This window comes from Acinetobacter sp. BD54 (genome assembly GCF_044778325.1).
Lineage (GTDB): Bacteria > Pseudomonadota > Gammaproteobacteria > Pseudomonadales > Moraxellaceae > Acinetobacter > Acinetobacter baumannii.
In genome coordinates this window covers 13,590-33,421 of sequence record NZ_JANJEP010000013.1, presented here as the reverse complement: position 1 = coordinate 33,421, position 19,832 = coordinate 13,590, and the positions used below count along the sequence as shown (strand labels likewise).

Genomic DNA, 19,832 nt, shown 5'->3' with positions numbered 1-19,832 from the left:
TTATTTCATCAGTATTTATAGTCAGAAGCTGCTAAGCATAACAAAAAATCTAGTGTGTATTGTTAAAACTTTCTTAACCTTTGTGAACGAAATCAAGTGATTGTTTGGTGTATTTCAAAATATTCTTTTAAAAAATTTTAACCCCTAGGGTGATGTTTTTCATGCAATTGTTGCATTCTGACTTGTGCTACATGCGTATAGATTTGCGTGGTTGATAAATCACTATGACCCAGTAACATTTGTACTACGCGTAAGTCCGCCCCATGATTAAGTAGATGCGTGGCAAAAGCATGACGTAAGGTGTGAGGTGAAAGTTCAGCTTGAATATTGGCCTGTAGTGCATAACGCTTAATGGCATACCAAAAGTTCTGACGGCTCATAATTCCACCGTGCTGGGTTAAAAATAAATAGTCAGTTGAACTTTTATAAAGTTGTGGACGTGCCTCGTTTAAATAGCGTTCCACCCAATCGCAGGCATATTGGCCTAAAGGCACTAAACGTTCTTTGTTACCTTTACCCGTAATACGCAGGTAACCTTGTTTTAAATTAATAAGTTCGAGGCGTAAATTCAGTAATTCGGAGACACGTAAACCACAAGCGTAAAGGACTTCAAACATTGCTCGGTCACGTAAGCCCAACGCCGTTGTAATGTCTGGCGCCTGAATGAGCGCTTCTACATCTTCTTCAGACAAGTCTTTAGGTAAAGCTCGGCCAATTTTTGGTGAATGGTGAGTAGCTACAGGATTATCACTTCGCAATTTCTGTTCACGTAGAAATTTATAAAACTGACGTAGAGCAGATAAGCAACGGGCAATTGAGCGTGGGCTTTTCCCTACTTTGGTAAGTTCAATGAGGACATCAGAAATGTCATCGCTCGTCCAATCTGGCAATCTATTTTTTTTATGAAGTTCACTACATTGGATCAGGTCGGATAAATAGGCATTGCGCGTATGCGGACTGACTGTTTGTGCAACCAGATAGTCGCGAAAACCTTGTAAAAAGCTTAAATGTTCAGGAATTTGAACAGGGCTCGGAATACGCGGTTTTTTATTTATCATAAACAACTTCCTCTAAACCACTGTACTGTAAAAGAAACTTTAAGGTTTGTCGATTAAACTCCATAAGAATTGAAATCTAACCTTATTTGGTAATTATTCTCATTTATATGTATACTAGTAAAAAAGGTTTAGGATCGGATGCGGTGCGTTTATCAGCGTTGAAAGTGAAGCAAGCGGCGACCATCACCAAAGTGAATCGGATAGAAGTAGAGTCCGAGCAGCAAGATTTGGTCGCAATTCGTTTGGAAAGTCTGGGTTTTGTACCAGGCACGCGAGTGGAAGTGATTACCAAGGGTGTTTTTGGTGGTGATCCGATCTTAATCCAAATTGGCTTTACTCGTTTCGCTTTACGTAAAGCAGAAGCGGAAAAAATCGAAATTCAAGTAGAAGAAGGAGTACCCGCATGAGTGATGCGTTACGTATTGCCCTTGTGGGAAACCCTAACTGTGGTAAAACCTCTCTTTTTAACCATTTAACTGGAACTCGACAAAAAGTCGCCAACTATGCCGGTGTAACGGTCGAGCGTAAAGTTGGTCATTTTCAGTTACCTTCAGGCCGTTCGGTTCGAGTGCTCGATTTGCCGGGTACATACAGTCTTAATGCGACCAGTCCGGATGAAGCAATTACTCGTGATGTCTGTTTAGGAAAAATAGCGGAAGAGGGGCAACAAGACGCTTTTTTATGTGTGGTTGATGCGACTAACTTAAAATTGCATTTAGGCCTTGTACTCGAAATGATCGAATTAGGTCGTCCGATTTTACTAGTACTGAATATGATGGATGAAGCGCGTCGTCGTGGCATCCAGATTAATACTCAAAAGTTATCTCAACGTTTGGGTGTACCAGTCGTTGAAACAGTAGCTGTCCGTAATGCGGGTATTGAAAATTTATTACATGCCCTTGATCAAGAAAAATACAGTGTGCCACAAACTGAACTGAGTGGCTTAACTGGGACTCATCATCAAAAAATCGATATGATTTTTAAAGATGTTGTTCATTATGTTGATCAGGAAGACAAGCGTACTGATTTTCTCGATCGAATTTTCTTACATCCAGTCTTAGGTCTACTTAGTCTTGCCATCATGATGTTTATTGTGTTCCAGGCAGTTTTTGCATGGGCAGCGCCTTTTATGGATGGTATTGAAGGCTTCTTCGGCTGGCTGGGTGAAGTAGTAGGTTCTGTGATTACACAGCCACTACTGCATAGTCTGGTGGTTGACGGAATTATCGCGGGTGCAGGTGGCGTAGTTGTTTTCTTGCCACAAATTCTAATTTTGTTCTTCTTCATTTTAGTACTAGAAGAATCGGGCTATTTACCGCGTGCAGCATTTTTACTTGATAAATTAATGTTTCAAGCTGGTTTAAGTGGACGTGCTTTCATTCCGTTACTTTCAAGCTTTGCTTGTGCAGTACCGGGAATTATGGCAACGCGTAGTATTAGTGACCCTCGTGACCGTTTTACAACGATTATGGTTGCGCCACTAATGACTTGTTCGGCACGTTTACCCGTATATGCCTTGCTGATTGCTGCATTTATTCCAGAGAAAATGGTCTGGGGTATTTTCAACCTACAAGGACTGGTGCTTTTCGGTCTGTATATGGCTGGGATTGTGAGTGCACTGTGTGTTTCATTCTTAATGAAATTTTTCCAAAAAGATAAGTCTCAACACGCTTTACTGCTAGAGCTGCCGAGTTATCGTTTCCCTGATTTAAAAAGTGTGGGAATCGGTTTGTTAGATCGTGCGAAGATCTTCTTGAAGCGTGTCGGCGGCATTATTTTTGCGCTTTCTATTTTGCTCTGGTTCTTGTGTACTTTCCCACAACCACCAGAAGGGGCGACATTGCCTGCTATAGATTATAGTTTCGCAGGTATGCTTGGACACCTTATCCAGCCTTTATTCGCTCCAGTTGGTTTTAACTGGCAAATCTGTATTGCCTTAATCCCGGCTATGGCAGCTCGTGAAGTTGTGGTCGCTGCATTAGGTACTGTATATGCCTTGTCGGCAACCGATGAAGATGCGGTAGCACAAGGTTTATCTCATTTAATTAGTGCAGATGGTACAGGTTGGTCGTTGGCAACAGGTTTATCGCTTTTAGTGTGGTTCATTTATGCGCCGCATTGTTTGGCAACATTGGCAACAGTACGTCGTGAAACAGGTTCATGGAAACATGTTGCAGCTATGACTGCATATCTGTTTGGTTTAGCTTATTTTGCATCGTTTGTTACCTATCAAATTGCTTCCCACTATTGGGGTTAAGGCAATAAAGGAGGTTGTATATGCTTCAATATCTGATTATTGCGGTTTTGGTGATTTGGAGTGCTGTTGTTGTTTTTAAGAAAGTATTTCCAAAAACAGCAAACTCGGCCTTTTCAGCACTATCCGTTTTTTGTGAAAAGCAGGGTTGGGCAACTTTAGCAAAATGGTTGAAACCGAAAATGACTTTTGGTTGTGCAGGTGGCTGTGGCTGCTCAAGTGAAGATAAACCAACTAATACAGTTCAAGAAATTAAACCAGTTAAATGGCAATAAATTTAGCCATTCCTGTTTCGTATAAAAAGCCATCATATTGATGGCTTTTTTACGCACTGACACAAAAAAAGATGAATAAAGTTCAAACTGAAAAAGCATTCAAAACAGCAAAGTGCTAACATTTTTGCCATTCTGTCGATTGATAAATTGTGGGGCAAAAATGTTAATACAACGTGGTGGATTAAAAGTTGTAGCAGGCTTGGGAATATCAGGCGTTTCTGCTGTAAATTTCCTGCATGAACAAGGCTACCAAGTTGCTGTAACGGATTCCCGCCCCACACCTCCTGGACACGATCAGATTCCGGCTGGCGTTAAAACCAGTTTTGGTCAGCTTGATCAAGAATTATTATTACAAGCAGAAGAGATTATTTTAAGCCCAGGCCTTGCACCGCAATTACCGGAAATTCAGGCAGCTATTGCTAAAGGTATTTCTGTGGTGGGCGATATCCAATTATTGCGCCGTGCCACTGATGTGCCGATTGTGGCGATTACAGGTTCCAATGCAAAAAGTACTGTAACCACTTTAATTGGCTTAATGGCTAAGGATGCAGGTAAGAAAGTTGCAGTAGGCGGCAACCTTGGTCGACCAGCGTTAGATTTACTTAAAGATCAACCAGAGTTACTGGTCCTTGAGTTATCAAGCTTTCAGTTAGAAACCACCTCTCACTTAAACGCTGAGGTAGCAGTGGTTCTCAATATGAGTGAAGACCATTTAGACCGTCATGGAAATATGCTGGGGTATCACCAAGCAAAACATCGTATTTTCCAAGGCGCTAAAAAAGTTGTATTTAACCGAGATGATGCGTTAAGCCGCCCACTTGTTCCTGATACGACACCAATGCAAAGCTTTGGTTTAAACGCACCAGATTTAAATCAATATGGCGTTTTAAGAGATGCCGACGGTACGCTTTGGCTTGCTCGTGGTTTACAGCGGTTAATTAAAAGCTCAGATTTATATATTCAAGGTATGCACAACGTAGCCAATGCTTTAGCGTGTTTAGCATTGGGGGAGGCAATTGGTTTACCTATGGAGTCAATGCTTGAAACTTTAAAACAATTTAAAGGACTAGAGCACCGCTGTGAGTATGTTAAAACCGTGCATGATGTCCGTTATTATAATGACTCTAAAGGTACCAATGTTGGTGCTACACTTGCAGCTATTGATGGCTTAGGCGCTGCCATTGAAGTGAAAAAAGGTAAGGTTGCGCTTATTTTAGGTGGACAGGGCAAAGGGCAAGATTTTTCTCCTTTACGTTCTTCTATCGAAAAATATGCCAAAGTTGTGGTATTGATTGGTGAAGATGCGCCTGTCATCGAACAAGCCATTCAAGGCGCAACTAAAATTTTACATGCAGCAACGCTTAAAGAAGCTGTCGAGCTGTGTCAACGTGAAACACAAGCTGAAGATGTGGTATTGCTATCACCAGCATGTGCAAGTTTTGATATGTTTAAAAGTTATAATGACCGTGGTCAGCAGTTTGTTGCCTGCGTCAATTCGTTGGTTTAAAGAAAATATGATTAGGAATGTAGTATGGCAGGCTTAGCTCAGACCACAATCCAGAAAATCAATCATTGGTATGAACGGATATTGCCGAAATGGCCAGCGGAAGTGACGCCACGTAATGTCTTGATTTTCTGTGTGGTTGCATTGTTATGTATCGGTTCGGTGATGGTCGCATCTGCTTCCATGCCTTATGCTGAATATATGCATGAAAACCCATTTCACTATGTGATTCGTCATGGGATCTCAATTGTTGCTGCTGGCGTGGTGGCTTATTTAACCTATCGAATATCACTCAATACATGGTTTAAAAATACGTTTCCATTGTGGTTATTAACCATGGTTCTGTTACTTGCGGCTTTGGCTGTAGGTTCGGAAGTTAACGGTTCCACACGTTGGATTAAAATTGGTGGTTTTACCTTGCAGCCAACAGAGGTTGCAAAGGTCATGATGGCCATCTTTACCGCAGATTACGTAGTACGCCGTGCTAAAGAAGTCCGTACCCACTGGAAAGGCTTACTTCGTTTAAGTGGCGTTATGGCAATTACGGTAGGTTTAATTATTGCCGAGCCTGACTTGGGTGCGACGGTTGTTATTGTCATGATGATGGTCGGAGTGTTCTTTTTAGCGGGTGCGCCTCCAACACAATTCTTAATCATGCTTGGTGCAATTGTCACGGGTATTGTGTTTTTAATTTTATTTGAACCTTACCGTTTCCAACGTTTGATTTCGTTTACTGACCCTTGGGCGGACCCATTAGGGGTAGGTTATCAGTTATCAAATGCGTTAATGGCTTTTGGTCGTGGTGAGTGGTTTGGTACAGGCTTAGGGCATAGTGTTCAAAAGCTTTCCTATTTACCAGAAGCGCATACTGACTTTATGTTGGCTGTGTTAGGTGAAGAATTTGGTTTCTTTGGTATTTCGATTGTCATTGGTTTATCTTTCTTGATGCTGGCATGTTGTATCAAAATCGGCCACCGTGCCTTGAAACATCATTATCTTCGCGCAGGCTATTTGGCTTACGGTATTAGTATTATTTTCTTACTCCAGATTTTGGTAAATGCGGGTATGAACATGGGCTTAATGCCAACCAAAGGTTTAACTCTGCCATTTATTAGTTATGGTGGTACGTCTTTAATGATGTGTGCAGCTATGATTAGCTTGATCTTAAAGATTGATGCTTCAACTCAAGAAGTGAACCCTGAGAGGGAAGAATCAAACTTCTAAATCATGAAGCGTTATAAAAAGCCCGATATCAAATCGGGCTTTTTTATTCTTTATAGATATGTTCCGCAAAGCTGTTGCCCATGAGGAATCAAATCTACATTCCACTGGGCTACTGCTTGCTTGAGCATCACTTCGGGGCGATCTAAATCAACATTTGGTTGACCTAAGGCTTGTATGGCTTGCTGTAGTAATTCAGGAGCTTTAGTTAAATCAAGTGCATGGGCAAGGTTTTGCTTTGAAAGTTTTTGCCCTTGGTCGTTCATGGCGAGCGGAAGATGCATGTAACTCAGCTTAGGGTAGCCGAGGAGCTGACCAAGCCAGATTTGACGCTCAGTGTTATCTAACAGGTCTGCGCCTCGCACAACATGAGTAATGCCTTGTAGGTAATCATCTACGACGACAGCAAGCTGGTAGTTAATAATTCCATCACGGCGTTTAAGGACAAAATCACCAAGGTCATGCTCTAGATTAGAACAATGAAGCCCTTGTAGGCGGTCATCGAAACAGATTGGCTGATCTTGAACTTTTACCCGAATGGCTTGATGTTGGAAGTCGAGATGCAAATCTCGACATGTGCCTGCATAGATAGCGTTTGAACCGAGCATTTTACGGGTACATTGACAGGCGTAAACCAGACCCTCTTTTTTAAGTTGGTCTAATACACTTTCGTAAATATCTAGGCGGTCTTTTTGAAAAATGATCTCGGCATCCGGATCGAACTGAAAAGCTTCAAGTGATGCGAGTATATGGTCTTCACTACCGGGGTAGATGCGGGGGATATCGGTGTCTTCAACACGCACTAACCATCGACCTTGATGGGCTCTAGCATCGCAGTAACTGGCAACAGCAGTAATGAGTGATCCGAAATGTAAAGGGCCGGTTGGCGAGGGCGCAAACCGACCTGAGTAGCGAATCAGTGGAACATCGTTTCGCTGATTCGCAAGAGCCGAACTAAGCTCGGCTGGAGAATTCTTAACCGTCACAATTAACCGTTATTTTGCTTCTCTTTAATTTCTGCCAAAGTTTTGCAGTCAATACATAACGTTGCAGTTGGACGTGCTTCTAAACGACGTAAGCCGATTTCGATACCACAAGTTTCACAGAAACCGTAGTCTTCGTTTTTAATCGCTTCAAGAGATTGTTCGATTTTACGAATTAATTTACGTTCACGGTCACGTGTACGTAATTCAATTGCAAATTCTTCTTCTTGGGTAGCACGGTCATTTACGTCTGGCAATGCAGTTGATTCATCTTGCATCGTATTTAAAGTACGATCAACTTCAGACATTAATTCAGCTTTCCATGCTTGCAGAATTTGTCGGAAATGCTCGAGCTGTCCTTCAGACATGTACTCTTCATTTTTCTTAGGTTGATAAGGTGCAATACCAAATAAACTTGCAGTTGAGCCTACGTCAGAAGTTTTAGGTTTCACTTTACGTGCACGTTTTGCAGAAGCTTTATCACCTTCTACTACAACTTCTGTATGTTCATCCAAAACTTGGTTGTGGTTGTCATTCGCCATAATAGGGCATTCCTCATCATACACGTATTATCTATACGCAAAAAATATGGTGATATGCAAGTGTTTTTATAGAAAACCATCGATGGATTTTTCCATCGGGTCGTCATCATATAGATTTTTCCTGCAAGATGATAGTCATTCTGTCCCGTAAATATTTTCAAAACGTGTTTACCCTAGTCATAATTCTTTTGGGTTATATAAACTTTAGGGCTAATAACCTGAAATATCAGTATTTATACGGGTTTTGAAATTTTCAAGGCGAAACACTTTTGTTTCAAAACTACCATCGTTATTCAGACGAATGTAACGATAACCCGGTGCATTTTGGTCGAGTGCAAAATCATTACTAAACGGCTTAAACTGTACACTTGTGGAAGGCGTAGAAAAAAACTCGATACCTTGCCAGATATTAAGGGAATCTTGATGAACATGTCCGCAGACTAGGGCCTTCACATTTTGAAATGGACTTAAGGTATCTAAAAGTGCATTTGAGTTTTGAAGCTTATGGTGGTCAATCCATTTTGATTTCATGGCAAATGGATGGTGATGACAAGCCAGCAAAACAGGATGATCTGCAAATTGTTCAAGTAAATTTGCTAAATTTTCTAATTGTTCCGAAGACAGATGACCATCTACTTTTCCCTTTACCGCGCTATTTAGCATAATCACGCGCCAGTTTCCTAAACCGACAACTACAGGTTGTTGATGGTTTTCGTTATGTAGAGGAAAGTGGTCGACATTGTCATGATTGCCGAGGGTCTGGAAAAAAGGCAGGCCCAAGGTTTGCATAAAATTGATATAACGTTTGTAGGTAATAGGTGTTGGCGCTTGTGCGAGGTCACCGGTATGAATAATCGCATCAGCTTCGGGATGTTGTTTTAGTATCTGTTGAATAATGGCGTGGAAACTTTCTTCAGGATTCATCCCCACAAATTCTAGCTGTGGATACTCCAATAAATGTGTATCGGTAATTTGTATGATGACATGATTTTTTTGTGAAAGTGTTGAGACTTGAAAAGTCACCGTCCTACCTCTTCGGATTTATTATCGTTTTGCTGTGTTGAGCCAGCCATTGTAATGCCATAATAACAGGGGCATTTCTTAAACGTCCGCTGTTGAGTAGTGTTTGAATTTCACTATAACTAAACAAATGCAGCTGAATATTTTCACCCTCATTATCTACCCCAAAAACACCACCTACAGCAGGTAAATTGGTTTCGGCAACGTACAGATGAAATAACTCTGAACAGGCGCCAGCTGATGGGTAAAAACTAAATAGATGTTCTAAATCCTGAACTTCACAACCTGATTCTTCAAGGCTCTCGCGTCGAATGCAACTTTCTGGTGATTCATTGCCATCTAATACGCCTGCGATAATTTCGAGTTGCCATGGCGAATGGGAGTCATCTAAAGCACCAACACGAAACTGTTCAATCAGGGCAAACTGTTGTTTTTGATCATTGTAGAGTAGAACGCCAGCCGCTTCAGGCCGATGCACAAGTTCGCGCTGCAATACAGGAGTATATTCAGATTGATTAAATAGACGATGTCGAAGGCTGACTTTTTCAACTTGAATAAAACCACTGAACAGAGGTTCACGTGATGTTACTTCGACATCTTTAGATGTATAACTTGGACGCTCGACAATACTCATGATTCGATCAGGACGAAATCTATTTATTTCATCCTAACCGAGAATCATGGCTAGGCAAGTGTTTTTTTTGAATATTTACACTTTATGATACAGTTTTTGTCCTTGCTCTTGATAAACCTCTTTCATCGCTTTGAGGCCTTCTTCAACCTCTGAATCGCTATTGGTGAGATTGTTGGCATAGTCACGAACATTCTGGGTGATTTTCATCGAACAGAATTTTGGACCACACATTGAGCAAAAGTGAGCAGATTTATGCGCTTCTTTTGGTAAAGTCTCGTCATGCATGCTGCGTGCTGTATCTGGGTCTAGGCTTAGGTTGAACTGGTCGTCCCAACGGAATTCGAAACGTGCTTTAGACAAGGCATTATCACGAACCTGTGCACCCGGATGACCTTTGGCAAGATCGGCTGCGTGTGCTGCAATCTTGTAGGTAATAATTCCGTCTTTCACATCTTTCTTGTTTGGCAAACCTAAATGTTCTTTAGGTGTCACATAGCAAAGCATTGCTGTACCATACCAGCCAATCATAGCTGCACCAATAGCAGAAGTAATGTGGTCGTAACCCGGAGCGATGTCTGTAGTTAAAGGCCCAAGCGTATAGAATGGAGCTTCTTTACACACTTCTAACTGCAAGTCCATGTTCTCTTTAATCATGTGCATTGGTACGTGGCCCGGACCTTCGATCATGACCTGCACATCATGTTCCCATGCACGGTGAGTCAGCTCACCCAGTGTTTTAAGTTCGCTGAACTGCGCTTCGTCATTTGCATCTTGAATACAACCCGGACGTAAGCCATCGCCTAAGCTAAATGACACATCATAGGCTTTCATGATTTCACAGATTTCATCGAAGTGTGTGTATAAGAAGTTCTCTTCATGATGAGCGAGACACCACTGCGCCATGATTGAACCACCACGAGACACAATACCTGTTAAACGGTTTGCTGTAAGTGGCACATAACGAAGTAGAACACCTGCGTGAATGGTGAAGTAGTCAACACCTTGTTCAGCTTGTTCAATAAGCGTGTCTTTAAAGATTTCCCAAGTCAGGTTCTCGGCAACACCATCAACTTTTTCAAGTGCTTGATAAATTGGTACGGTACCAATTGGAACTGGTGAGTTACGAATAATCCATTCACGTGTTTCATGAATGTTCTTACCTGTAGACAAGTCCATAATGGTGTCAGCGCCCCAACGGGTTGCCCATGTCATTTTCGCAACTTCTTCATCAATTGAAGAACCAAGTGCTGAGTTACCAATATTGGCATTAATCTTAACTAAGAAATTACGGCCAATAATCATTGGTTCAAGTTCTGGGTGGTTAATGTTGGCAGGAATAATAGCGCGGCCTTCGGCAACTTCTTGGCGAACAAACTCAGGTGTAATTTCTTTTAAGTTTTTCGCACCAAAGTTTTGACCTGGGTGCTGGCGCATATCTACAGCTTCACGTTGACGCTGATTTTCACGAATTGCAATATATTCCATTTCAGGCGTGATAATACCTTGCTTGGCATAGTGCATTTGAGTGACATTTTTGCCTGCTTTAGCACGGCGTGGGTTTTGAATATGTGCAAAGCGAATATCAGCAGTGCGAATATCTTTTAAACGCTCCTGTCCAAACTTTGAAGTTAGGCCAGAAAGAACGTCAGTATCGTTACGCTCTTCAATCCATTTTTGACGAACTGAAGGTAAACCTTTGTTTAAATCAATTTGAACATTCGGGTCAGTATAAACACCTGAAGTGTCATATACCATAATAGGTGGGTTGTGCTCACCACCAAGGCCGGTTGGAGTATCGGTTAAAGAAATTTCTCGCATTGGAACCTGAATATCAGGGCGAGAGCCTTCAATATAAACTTTTTTAGAAGCGGGTAAGATGCGGGTTAAGTCTTTTGCATCTTGTTCATGTTGTGCTGAAATTTCAGCAGAAGAGAGATTCGTTAATTGGTTCATCACATGATCCTTATGAATAACATCAACGAATCAAGCACGACCAAAAACGATGGCGGATTTATCTTGAACTAGATAAATTGAGGGCTTAGGTTTTCAGATGGCTTGATTCCTACGCAGGTCTTAACCTGATCAGGTTCAACGGTACTTGTGATCAAACTGGTGTTGCGATAACACGAAATTTACACAATCTCAGCGAGCTATTACTCGCGCTCCGTCAAGCGATTTAAAGACTAACATGTTTTAGGTTGGCTGGCATTGTCAATTTGTATCTATACAAACCGCATCTATATGGCAGTCACGGTAGCTTTGAGTATTCCATGGTGACTCTAGTTTTAATAACTGCTCAAGCTGTTCATGCACAATCTGGTAAGTTGATTTTTTTTGCCCATTTTCATCAGTTAAATCTATTTTAAATTGCTTATTGCGCTCATCGACAGGGGTGGCAATAAATTTAAGAAATTGTTGGGCAGGTTTCGCTAAACTTGATTGGCTCTGAGTTGATAAAAAGCGGATTTGCTGAAGTGCATCAGGGTCAAACCATGTGTTCGGGGCATATTCGTTTGACACAGGTGTGTTATCTAGACCAAAGAAAATGAAGTATCGATATTCATTAAAGAGTATTTTGGCATCATTAATAAAATAACTCTTTGGATATTTTTGAATAAACTTTTCCCAAAATAAAGCACGTTCAGTAAGCTCTTTCCATGAAACAGCCAAAGCACCATCGTTATAGAAAATGTCTTGATTGTCTTTTGCCATACGAGATAAAAATTCTTTCTGGTCAGCGGGTAAAGCCTTAGAAAAAACATCAACTAAGTAGTTTGGCTGGCGACGATAAGTAAACATACCTTCACCTTGATAGAGCAGCTCAATATAGGCTTGGCCTTCATGTTGAAGTAAATATTGATCACGCGGGCTCAGTTGGGCGAAGAGCTTTTTCTGACTTTGAATCACCTTTTTAAGGTCTTGTTTCTGTTCTAAAACAGCATAGCCAAATGCTTCAAAAGCTCTCCCTGTTTTTTCAGTGTAGTCTTGTTTAATAAAACGTTGATACATGGCTGTTGAAGCTTCAATTAGCTTAAGCTGTTCCTCATTTTTTAACGAAGGAACACAGGTTTTAAGCTTTTCATTAATTTGATTTAAGTCTTCTATTTTACTGTTCTGATTAATCGTGTGCATGGCTACCATAATTTGTAAGCAGCTACTGTCTCGCTGTTCGGTGGCCTTTTGCGCAGTTGATTTTTGCTCTTTAGATACAGTTTGATCTTGCTGTGATGTTTTATTACAGCCAGTTAAAAGTAGTGCGCCGCACATACTCATCATTAGAATTTTTTTCATCTTTATATTTTTATCGAAATTGATATTGCTCAAATTATAACGCTTAAAAAGATTGCATCACTGTTAGAAATCTTTATTATTAGGTAGGTCGGTCTACTTAAGTAAAAGCTATGAATGATAGAACAGCAAGACAGAAAATTCTCGATGCAGCGGCAACACTGTTTTATAACGATGGCATTACTGCAACAGGAATTAATACGGTTACGGCTAAAGCAGATGTAGCTAAAATGTCGCTTTACAATAATTTTTCTTCAAAAGGTGAACTTGTTGATGCCTATATTGCTGCACGACATCAAGAGTGGTTAGACCTTTATCAAAAGCGTTTAGAAAAAACAAAAACAGCTAAAGAAGCTATTTTGGCCGTATTTGATGCCTATCAAGATCATGCCGAGTTTGCTTATGAAAAGGGTTTTAGAGGATGTGGGCTATTAAATGCTGCCGCAGAGTTCTCGGCGAACAGTTCAGGACGAAATGCTGTAAGACAACATAAAGAACAAGTTGAGGCGATTGTTGCCGAGCATTTAAATCGCTTATTAAAAGATTCACAGCGTGTTAGCTATATCGCCTCACAACTTTCTTTTTTATTAGAAGGGTCGATGGCAAGAGCTGGTTTAGAGGGTAGTAGCCGTCAACTTCAATTAGCGAGACAAATGGCAGAAGATATTTTAGATCGAGAATGCCAACATGATTAGCCTTATTAAAAATAGTAGTTATGGTGGCACTATTGCAATTTTAGTGGCCTCTTTCTTATGGGGAACCACGGGGACAGCCGCAGCATTTGCCCCAACACTCGGACCACTTGCAATTGGCGCGGTTGCTATGGGGGGAGGTGGGCTTTTACAGGCATTGATTGCATCTCAGGCCATTCGGGAACACCGACAATTTATTGGGCGAAATATTTCTATTATTCTTTTAGGTGTTATGGCAGTTGGGATATATCCCCTAGCTTTTTATTCTTCCATGCATTATGCCGGAATTACGATTGGTACGGTGGTTTCAATTGGTTCGGCTCCACTCATTGCAGCAGTTTTAGAGCGATTCTTTGACCGTAAAGTTTTATCTAAAACATGGTTCCTAAGTTTTGTGTTGGGTGTTGTAGGGGTAAGTTTGTTATCTATGGGCGAAAGCCACGCAGCACAAGAGAGTACAAATGAGTGGAATAAAATTTTTGGTATTTTTCTTGGGCTGGTAGCGGGTGCAACATATTCACTTTATTCATGGGCTGCAAAAAGATTAATAGACCGAGGTATTGCTGCTAAAGCTGCAATGGGCATGATTATGGGTGGTGGGGCAGTAATCTTGCTTCCAACTTTATTAATTACAGGTGGTGGGTTACTGCAAAGTTCAACAAATTTACTTGTTGCTGGCTATATGATGCTGATTCCTATGTTTTTGGGTTATTTGCTTTTTGGTTTTGGGTTAAAAACTGTAAATGCCAGTAAAGCCACCACTTTAACTTTATTTGAACCTCTTGTTGCAGCAATTTTTGCCATTGTTTTGGTTGGCGAGAGTGTCTCATGGATTGGGTGGGTAGGCATGTTTTTGATTTTCATTTGTATTTTGATGTTATCAAAGCCTGAAAATACATAAAAAATGAAAACTTTTACTGGCTTGAGTTTAAATTAAATTTTTCTTAGTCTTAAAGCCAAGTTTTATCGTTGATTTAAACAATGAAAATAAAATTAATGCTTGTTGCGGGTTTATGGAGTTTTACATCGTCGAGTTTTGCTCTAGATTTAGTTGAAACTTATGAGCGCGCAAAACTAAATGATCCGACGTGGCAAGCGAATCAACAACAGTTTGAAGCAGATCAGCTTAATTTAGGCTTAGCAACAGGCGCTTTATTACCAACAGTTACATTGTCTGGAAATATTACCCGTAATCGACAAACGGTAAAGCGTTCAAATTTTCCTGGTGTTGATCAGGAAGGACTTTCCGATGCTTTGGTAAGTAATACATCGACTACCAAACAGGCTACTTTATCTGCCCGTCAGCCTCTTTTTCGTATGGATGCATGGGAAGGTTATAAACAGGTTAAAACTTCGGTTGCCCTTAGTGAAATTACTTTAAAACTGCAAAAACAAGATCATGTTTTAAATGTAGCTGAAGCCTATTTTAATGTACTGCGTCAACAGGCACTTACCGCTGCATATTTACAAGAAGAAAAAGCTTTGCTTGAACAGCTCAATATGATGAACGCCAAGCTTAAAGAAGGGTTGGTAGCACGTAGTGATGTGAGTGAAGCAAATGCCCAGTATCAAAATGCCAGAGCCAACCGTATTGCTACCAATGTGCAGCTTCTATTGGCTCAAGAGCAACTATCTGAATATATTGGTCCGTATCAAGATAAGCTTGCTGTATTGAGAAATGATTTTATCTTTCAAAAACCTTATCCGGCACAGCTCGATGAGTGGTTAGGATTAGCCCAACAACAAAATTTAAAGATTCAGCAAGCACGTTTACAAAAGCGATATGCTGAAGATCAACGTCGTGTGGAAAAAGCTGCACTTTATCCACAGATAGATGCAGTGGCGAGTTATGGTTATACCAAACAAACGCCCGAAACGCTGATTTCGACTGATGGGAAGTTTGATCAGGTCGGGGTAGAGATGAACTGGAACTTATTTAATGGAGGCCGGACTCGAACTTCTATTAAAAAAGCTAGTGTGGAGTTAAATAAAGCGCAAGCCCAACTTGATGCGGCCATTCGCCGTGCCAATGTCGATGTGAAAAGTGCTTTTATGCAGGTAGATACCGACCGAGTAAAGCTTGAAGCAAGAAAGGCGGCAATGGACTCTTCAGCACTTGTTTCTCAAGCTTCAAAAGCAAGTTATAACGAAGGCTTAAAAAGTATGGTCGATGTTTTATTGGCGCAGCGTAATGCTTTTTCAGCAAAACAGGATTATCTTAATGCTCAGTATGACTATTTATTAAATGTATTACGTTTAAAAGCGGCTGTAGGTCAGCTAGGAGAAAAAGATCTAGTTGAATTAAATAGCTGGTTAACGTATCAGTAATAAAAAAATGCTTTTATCTGAAATTTAATTTTGTCATAAAAATTTAATGATTGATGTGTTTTAATGCTCAATCATTTTATCCCTGCGCCATCATGTTGGAGGCTTCCCTTGAGTCCGAGTAATCCGGTGTTAAGCCATCATATTTCTTCTCAATTTAATGAAGATTTGCAAGATGTGAACACAAAGTTTATGACCATGGGTGGCTTGGTCGAACAACAGGTTGCCAATGCAATTCATTCTTTGCTTGATACAGATGCGAACTTAGCAATTGATGTTCAATTTAAAGATAATGCAGTCAATCAATATGAACGTGATATTGATGAAGGGCTGACGCTGATTTTGGCACGTCGTCATCCGGCAGCAATTGACTTGCGTATGGTAATTGCCATGAGTAAAGCCAATACTGACCTAGAGCGTATTGGGGATGAAGCTGCAAAAATTGCCCGTATTGCGCAAAATCTATGTGAAGAGGGCGGTTCTCCTCGTGGCTACATGGAAACACGTCATATTGGTAACCAAGTACGAGTCATGATTCATGACGCACTTGATGCTTTTGCACGTTTAGATGCAGATCAAGCATTACGTGTACTTTTAGCTGATGCTGATATCGACCGTGAATATCAGTCGGCAACGCGTACTTTAATGACTTATATGATTGAAGACCCGCGTCATATTGCTCGTGTAATTAATGTGATGTGGGTTTTACGTTCTTTAGAGCGTATTGGTGACCACGCTCGTAATATTGCTGAACAAGTCATTTACATGGCAAAAGGTTTTGATGCACGTCATACCAAAATTGAAGAAATTGAAGCAAAAGTACACGAAAAGTAATATGTGAGCTGAGATATTTAAAGGCCTTGTTTCAGACAAGGCTTTTTTATTTTTTTAAATAATAGATAAAAAAATGTCCCGAACTTTGGGGGGAAGTTCAGGACAGAAAATCAAGTGCATTAAGAGAAAACACGACAGGGATCGTGTCTTACTTGCTATGAATTGATATTAAAGTTTCAGCCATTTCATGTCATGTAGAGTCCTGTGCGCTCTATGTAAGGCTTTATATGTTTGTGTAAGTTTCACGTAAAAAAAGGCAGGTCTATGTATATAAACCTGCCTTTTTAAAAGATGATGGGCTTGGAATAAACCTGTTATTCTGGTTTCCAGCCTTCCGCTTTTTCAACGCTCTCATCATTATTGAAGAACTTCTCACGTTGCTCTTCAAGGAATTTTTTCGCTTCTGGTTCAAACACGTTTAAACGCTTTTCATTAATTAGCGTAGTTTGGTGCTGTAACCATTCTTGCCATGCTTGCTTAGAAACATTTTCAAAAAATTCCTGACCTTTAGCACCTGGAAATGGAGCAAAGTCTAATCCTTCCATTTCCTTTTGGTATTTACGGCAAAATACTTGTCGACTCATTTTGTATCCTTAAGCGTATAACTGTTCTAGACGTTTATGGGCACGTGCAATCGCAGCTTCAACCTGTTTTGGTGAAGTTCCGCCAATATGATCACGTGCATTTACCGAAGCTTCTAGTGTCAAAGCTTTATCAAATACATCTGCTGTAATTAGGTCAGAGAATTGTTGTAATTGCTCAAGTGTTAACTCAGATAAATCTTTTTCTTCAGCAACACCTAATGCAACAGCTTTACCTACAATTTCATGCGCATCACGGAACGCAACGCCTTTTTTCACTAAATAGTCAGCCAGGTCAGTTGCTGTAGAGAATCCGCGAAGAGCAGCTTCACGCATGATTTCAACATTTGGAACCAATGCAGGGATCATGTCAGCAAACGCCATGAGTGAACCACGGACGGTATCAATGGCATCAAATAAAGGTTCTTTATCTTCTTGGTTGTCTTTGTTGTAAGCCAGTGGTTGACCTTTCATAAGCGTAAGTAAGCTAATTAAGTCACCAAATACGCGGCCAGATTTACCACGGATGAGTTCTGGAACATCAGGGTTTTTCTTCTGCGGCATGATTGAAGAACCAGTACAGAAGCGATCAGGAATATTTACGAATTTAAACTGTGCAGAAGTCCAAAGAATAAGTTCTTCAGACATACGCGATAAATGCATCATGATTAAAGATGCTGCTGCATTAAATTCGATAGCAAAATCACGGTCAGATACAGCATCAAGAGAGTTTTCAGATACAGCTTCGAAGCCTAGTAACTCTGCTGTATAAGCACGGTCAATCGGGTAAGTTGTACCAGCGAGAGCCGCAGACCCAAGTGGCATACGGTTAACACGCTTACGGCAGTCTTGAAGACGTTCAGTATCACGAACTAACATTTCAAACCATGCCAACAAGTGATGGCCGAAAGTTACCGGTTGAGCTGTTTGTAAGTGTGTAAAGCCAGGCATAATAGTATTTACATTTTTGGCAGCCAAGCCCAACAAACCTTTTTGTAAACGCTCTAATAAGCCTAAAATGTCGTCAATTTCATCGCGGAGATAAAGACGGATATCAGTTGCAACTTGGTCGTTACGGCTACGGCCAGTGTGAAGTTTTTTACCTGTAATACCGATACGTTGAGTCAAACGTGATTCAATGTTCATGTGAACATCTTCAAGATCGATACGCCATTCAAAAGTTCCAGCTTCAATTTCTGCACGAATGGTGCTTAAACCTTCAATAATGTCGTCTCGTTCTGCTTCTGTCAGTACGCCAACTTTCGCAAGCATGGTAGCATGCGCAATAGAACCAGCGATGTCTTGCTTATAAAAACGCTGGTCAAATTGAACAGAGGCGGTAAATTCGGCTACAAAAGCATCCGTCGCTTCAGAAAAACGACCACCCCACATACCTGAGGTTTGGTTTGGGGCTGCTGAATTAGGGGGATTTGAAGATGTGGTCATGGTGGCTCAGTAAAATAAAAAAGAGTATATCACTTGCCGAAGCTCAACAAACAAAGTTGTTTTCTACAGCATATCGAAATCAAAATTCCTCCTATTTTTTTACGAAAATTGATCGTTGGCAACATTTATTAGAATTAATTATCGCAAGTAATGTTTTAGCTCTGGTTTTAGCTTTGGCTGAAGCACAGTCTTGGCATGCATTAAACGGCTCACGTCTTTTACAATACATCGTTTTTATTAACTGGGTGATTTTGTCTTTTTTTGCCTTGGTTGAACATTTTCAGGATTTTTTTAGTCAGCTACAGCAAAAATATGCTTTGATAATTGGCTTTGTTATGCTGCAAGCGATAGTTGTGGTAACCACCATAATAAGCAATTTTTTTCAGTTTGGAGTTTTGAAAAAAACATCTGTTATAGCGCAGGACTGGAGCATTTATTTTACCAATGTCCCTTTATATTTAAGTTATGGAATATTATTAGGGGCCTTTTGTCTGCGTTATTTATATGTTCGAGAACAATGGTTACACCAACAATATGCAGAATTAAATGCCCGTATTCAGGCAATGCAGGCTCGCATTCATCCTCATTTTTTATTTAATAGTCTAAATAATGTGGTGAGTTTAATAACGATAGATCCAGATAAAGCAGAAAGTATGTTAATTAGCCTGTCACGACTGTTTAGGGCGAGTTTTCAAGAATTAAAATTAGTGAGCTTGCATGAAGAAATTGAGCTTAGTAAACAATATTTAATGATTGAGCAAATACGTTTGGGCGAGCGTTTAAAAGTCGAATGGAAAGTGGAAATTGAACCTTTGCAATTAAAACAGGTCACTATTCCTTTATTGACATTACAACCTTTATTAGAGAATAGTATTTTTCATGGGGTAGAACCAATGATGGGTAAAGCAACCATTGGGGTATTGGTTGAAATATTGCAAAATCAGGTCAGTATAGTCATTACCAACCCTTATACACACGATACAATAAATTCACGGAAAGGGCATGGAATCGCTCTTGAAAATGTTAAACAGCGCTTAAAAGCGTATTATGGGAATTCAGTGAGATTCCAGGTATATAAGGGTGAGGCTTTATATACCACTATTATGAGCTATCAATACCAATCAAAATAATAAGTCAGTCAGAGTTAACCATAAAAAAATGGACCAAGTTAACGG

At 40.4% G+C, this 19,832-nt stretch carries 19 protein-coding genes and 1 riboswitch; of the genes, 10 read left to right on the top strand and 9 right to left on the bottom strand.

Annotated features, from left to right (window positions below):
• Nucleotides 1-137: 137 nt before the first annotated feature.
• On the bottom strand, nt 138-1,058 hold the full coding sequence (gene xerD / locus NQ782_RS17150) for a site-specific tyrosine recombinase XerD (RefSeq protein ID WP_000608735.1): 921 nt from the start codon (nt 1,056-1,058) through the stop codon (nt 138-140).
• Nucleotides 1,059-1,201: 143 nt separating this feature from the next.
• Here xerD and NQ782_RS17145 point away from each other — a divergent pair, with 143 nt between their 5' ends.
• The 5 genes from NQ782_RS17145 (at nt 1,202) to ftsW (ending at nt 6,315) form a co-directional block, all read left to right on the top strand.
• Entirely contained in the window at nt 1,202-1,465 is a 264-nt protein-coding gene (locus tag NQ782_RS17145; RefSeq protein ID WP_001991212.1) for a FeoA family protein, read from the top strand.
• Nucleotides 1,462-3,315 carry a ferrous iron transporter B gene (locus NQ782_RS17140; protein ID WP_001278225.1) on the top strand — a complete coding sequence of 618 codons (1,854 nt, stop codon included), beginning with the start codon at nt 1,462-1,464 and terminating at the stop codon, nt 3,313-3,315. The genes NQ782_RS17145 and NQ782_RS17140 overlap by 4 nt, the downstream gene beginning before the upstream one ends.
• 20 nt (nt 3,316-3,335) lie before the next feature.
• Complete coding sequence (locus NQ782_RS17135; protein ID WP_000942501.1) at nt 3,336-3,587, top strand: DUF6587 family protein; 252 nt, start codon at nt 3,336-3,338, stop codon at nt 3,585-3,587.
• A 160-nt stretch (nt 3,588-3,747) separates the two neighbouring features.
• On the top strand, nt 3,748-5,094 hold the full coding sequence (murD, locus tag NQ782_RS17130; RefSeq protein WP_000908241.1) for a UDP-N-acetylmuramoyl-L-alanine--D-glutamate ligase: 1,347 nt from the start codon (nt 3,748-3,750) through the stop codon (nt 5,092-5,094).
• 24 nt (nt 5,095-5,118) lie between these two features.
• Nucleotides 5,119-6,315: a putative lipid II flippase FtsW gene (ftsW, locus tag NQ782_RS17125; protein WP_000907680.1), complete on the top strand. Its 1,197-nt coding sequence runs from the start codon at nt 5,119-5,121 to the stop codon at nt 6,313-6,315.
• A gap of 50 nt (nt 6,316-6,365) precedes the next feature.
• On the opposite strand, the gene gluQRS is transcribed toward ftsW, so the two are convergent.
• From gluQRS to NQ782_RS17095, 6 genes are all read right to left on the bottom strand, one after another.
• On the bottom strand, nt 6,366-7,298 hold the full coding sequence (gluQRS, locus tag NQ782_RS17120; protein WP_057093965.1) for a tRNA glutamyl-Q(34) synthetase GluQRS: 933 nt from the start codon (nt 7,296-7,298) through the stop codon (nt 6,366-6,368).
• 2 nt (nt 7,299-7,300) lie between these two features.
• Nucleotides 7,301-7,837, bottom strand: a complete 537-nt coding sequence (dksA, locus tag NQ782_RS17115) for an RNA polymerase-binding protein DksA (RefSeq protein WP_001262524.1) — start codon at nt 7,835-7,837, stop codon at nt 7,301-7,303.
• A 210-nt stretch (nt 7,838-8,047) separates the two neighbouring features.
• The gene (gene cpdA / locus NQ782_RS17110) at nt 8,048-8,860 is read right to left on the bottom strand and encodes a 3',5'-cyclic-AMP phosphodiesterase (protein WP_000143915.1); all 813 of its coding nucleotides are present in this window, start codon (nt 8,858-8,860) and stop codon (nt 8,048-8,050) included.
• A gap of 4 nt (nt 8,861-8,864) precedes the next feature.
• Nucleotides 8,865-9,491 carry an NUDIX domain-containing protein gene (locus tag NQ782_RS17105; protein ID WP_000029222.1) on the bottom strand — a complete coding sequence of 209 codons (627 nt, stop codon included), beginning with the start codon at nt 9,489-9,491 and terminating at the stop codon, nt 8,865-8,867.
• A 75-nt stretch (nt 9,492-9,566) separates the two neighbouring features.
• A complete protein-coding gene (gene thiC / locus NQ782_RS17100) occupies nt 9,567-11,444 on the bottom strand; it encodes a phosphomethylpyrimidine synthase ThiC (RefSeq protein ID WP_001072861.1) in 1,878 nt (625 codons plus the stop codon).
• An 89-nt stretch (nt 11,445-11,533) separates the two neighbouring features.
• Nucleotides 11,534-11,668, bottom strand: a riboswitch (TPP riboswitch).
• Nucleotides 11,669-11,702: 34 nt separating this feature from the next.
• The gene (locus tag NQ782_RS17095) at nt 11,703-12,782 is read right to left on the bottom strand and encodes a hypothetical protein (protein ID WP_199983529.1); all 1,080 of its coding nucleotides are present in this window, start codon (nt 12,780-12,782) and stop codon (nt 11,703-11,705) included.
• A gap of 110 nt (nt 12,783-12,892) precedes the next feature.
• Here NQ782_RS17095 and NQ782_RS17090 point away from each other — a divergent pair, with 110 nt between their 5' ends.
• From NQ782_RS17090 to phoU, 4 genes are all read left to right on the top strand, one after another.
• Nucleotides 12,893-13,474, top strand: coding sequence for a TetR/AcrR family transcriptional regulator (locus NQ782_RS17090; RefSeq protein WP_057093963.1), 582 nt, complete (start codon nt 12,893-12,895; stop codon nt 13,472-13,474).
• Nucleotides 13,467-14,372: a DMT family transporter gene (locus NQ782_RS17085; RefSeq protein ID WP_000624461.1), complete on the top strand. Its 906-nt coding sequence runs from the start codon at nt 13,467-13,469 to the stop codon at nt 14,370-14,372. The genes NQ782_RS17090 and NQ782_RS17085 overlap by 8 nt, the downstream gene beginning before the upstream one ends.
• A gap of 95 nt (nt 14,373-14,467) precedes the next feature.
• Entirely contained in the window at nt 14,468-15,799 is a 1,332-nt protein-coding gene (locus tag NQ782_RS17080; RefSeq protein ID WP_086231096.1) for a TolC family outer membrane protein, read from the top strand.
• A gap of 108 nt (nt 15,800-15,907) precedes the next feature.
• On the top strand, nt 15,908-16,630 hold the full coding sequence (gene phoU, locus NQ782_RS17075; RefSeq protein ID WP_000075183.1) for a phosphate signaling complex protein PhoU: 723 nt from the start codon (nt 15,908-15,910) through the stop codon (nt 16,628-16,630).
• 314 nt (nt 16,631-16,944) lie between these two features.
• Here phoU and NQ782_RS17070 read toward each other — a convergent pair whose 3' ends face one another.
• Both NQ782_RS17070 and argH read right to left on the bottom strand, forming a co-directional pair.
• On the bottom strand, nt 16,945-17,214 hold the full coding sequence (locus tag NQ782_RS17070; RefSeq protein WP_000089996.1) for an oxidative damage protection protein: 270 nt from the start codon (nt 17,212-17,214) through the stop codon (nt 16,945-16,947).
• A 9-nt stretch (nt 17,215-17,223) separates the two neighbouring features.
• Complete coding sequence (argH, locus tag NQ782_RS17065) at nt 17,224-18,657, bottom strand: argininosuccinate lyase (protein WP_000213740.1); 1,434 nt, start codon at nt 18,655-18,657, stop codon at nt 17,224-17,226.
• Here argH and NQ782_RS17060 point away from each other — a divergent pair.
• Complete coding sequence (locus NQ782_RS17060) at nt 18,648-19,787, top strand: sensor histidine kinase (RefSeq protein ID WP_000269791.1); 1,140 nt, start codon at nt 18,648-18,650, stop codon at nt 19,785-19,787. The genes argH and NQ782_RS17060 overlap by 10 nt on opposite strands.
• Nucleotides 19,788-19,832 lie beyond the last annotated feature (45 nt).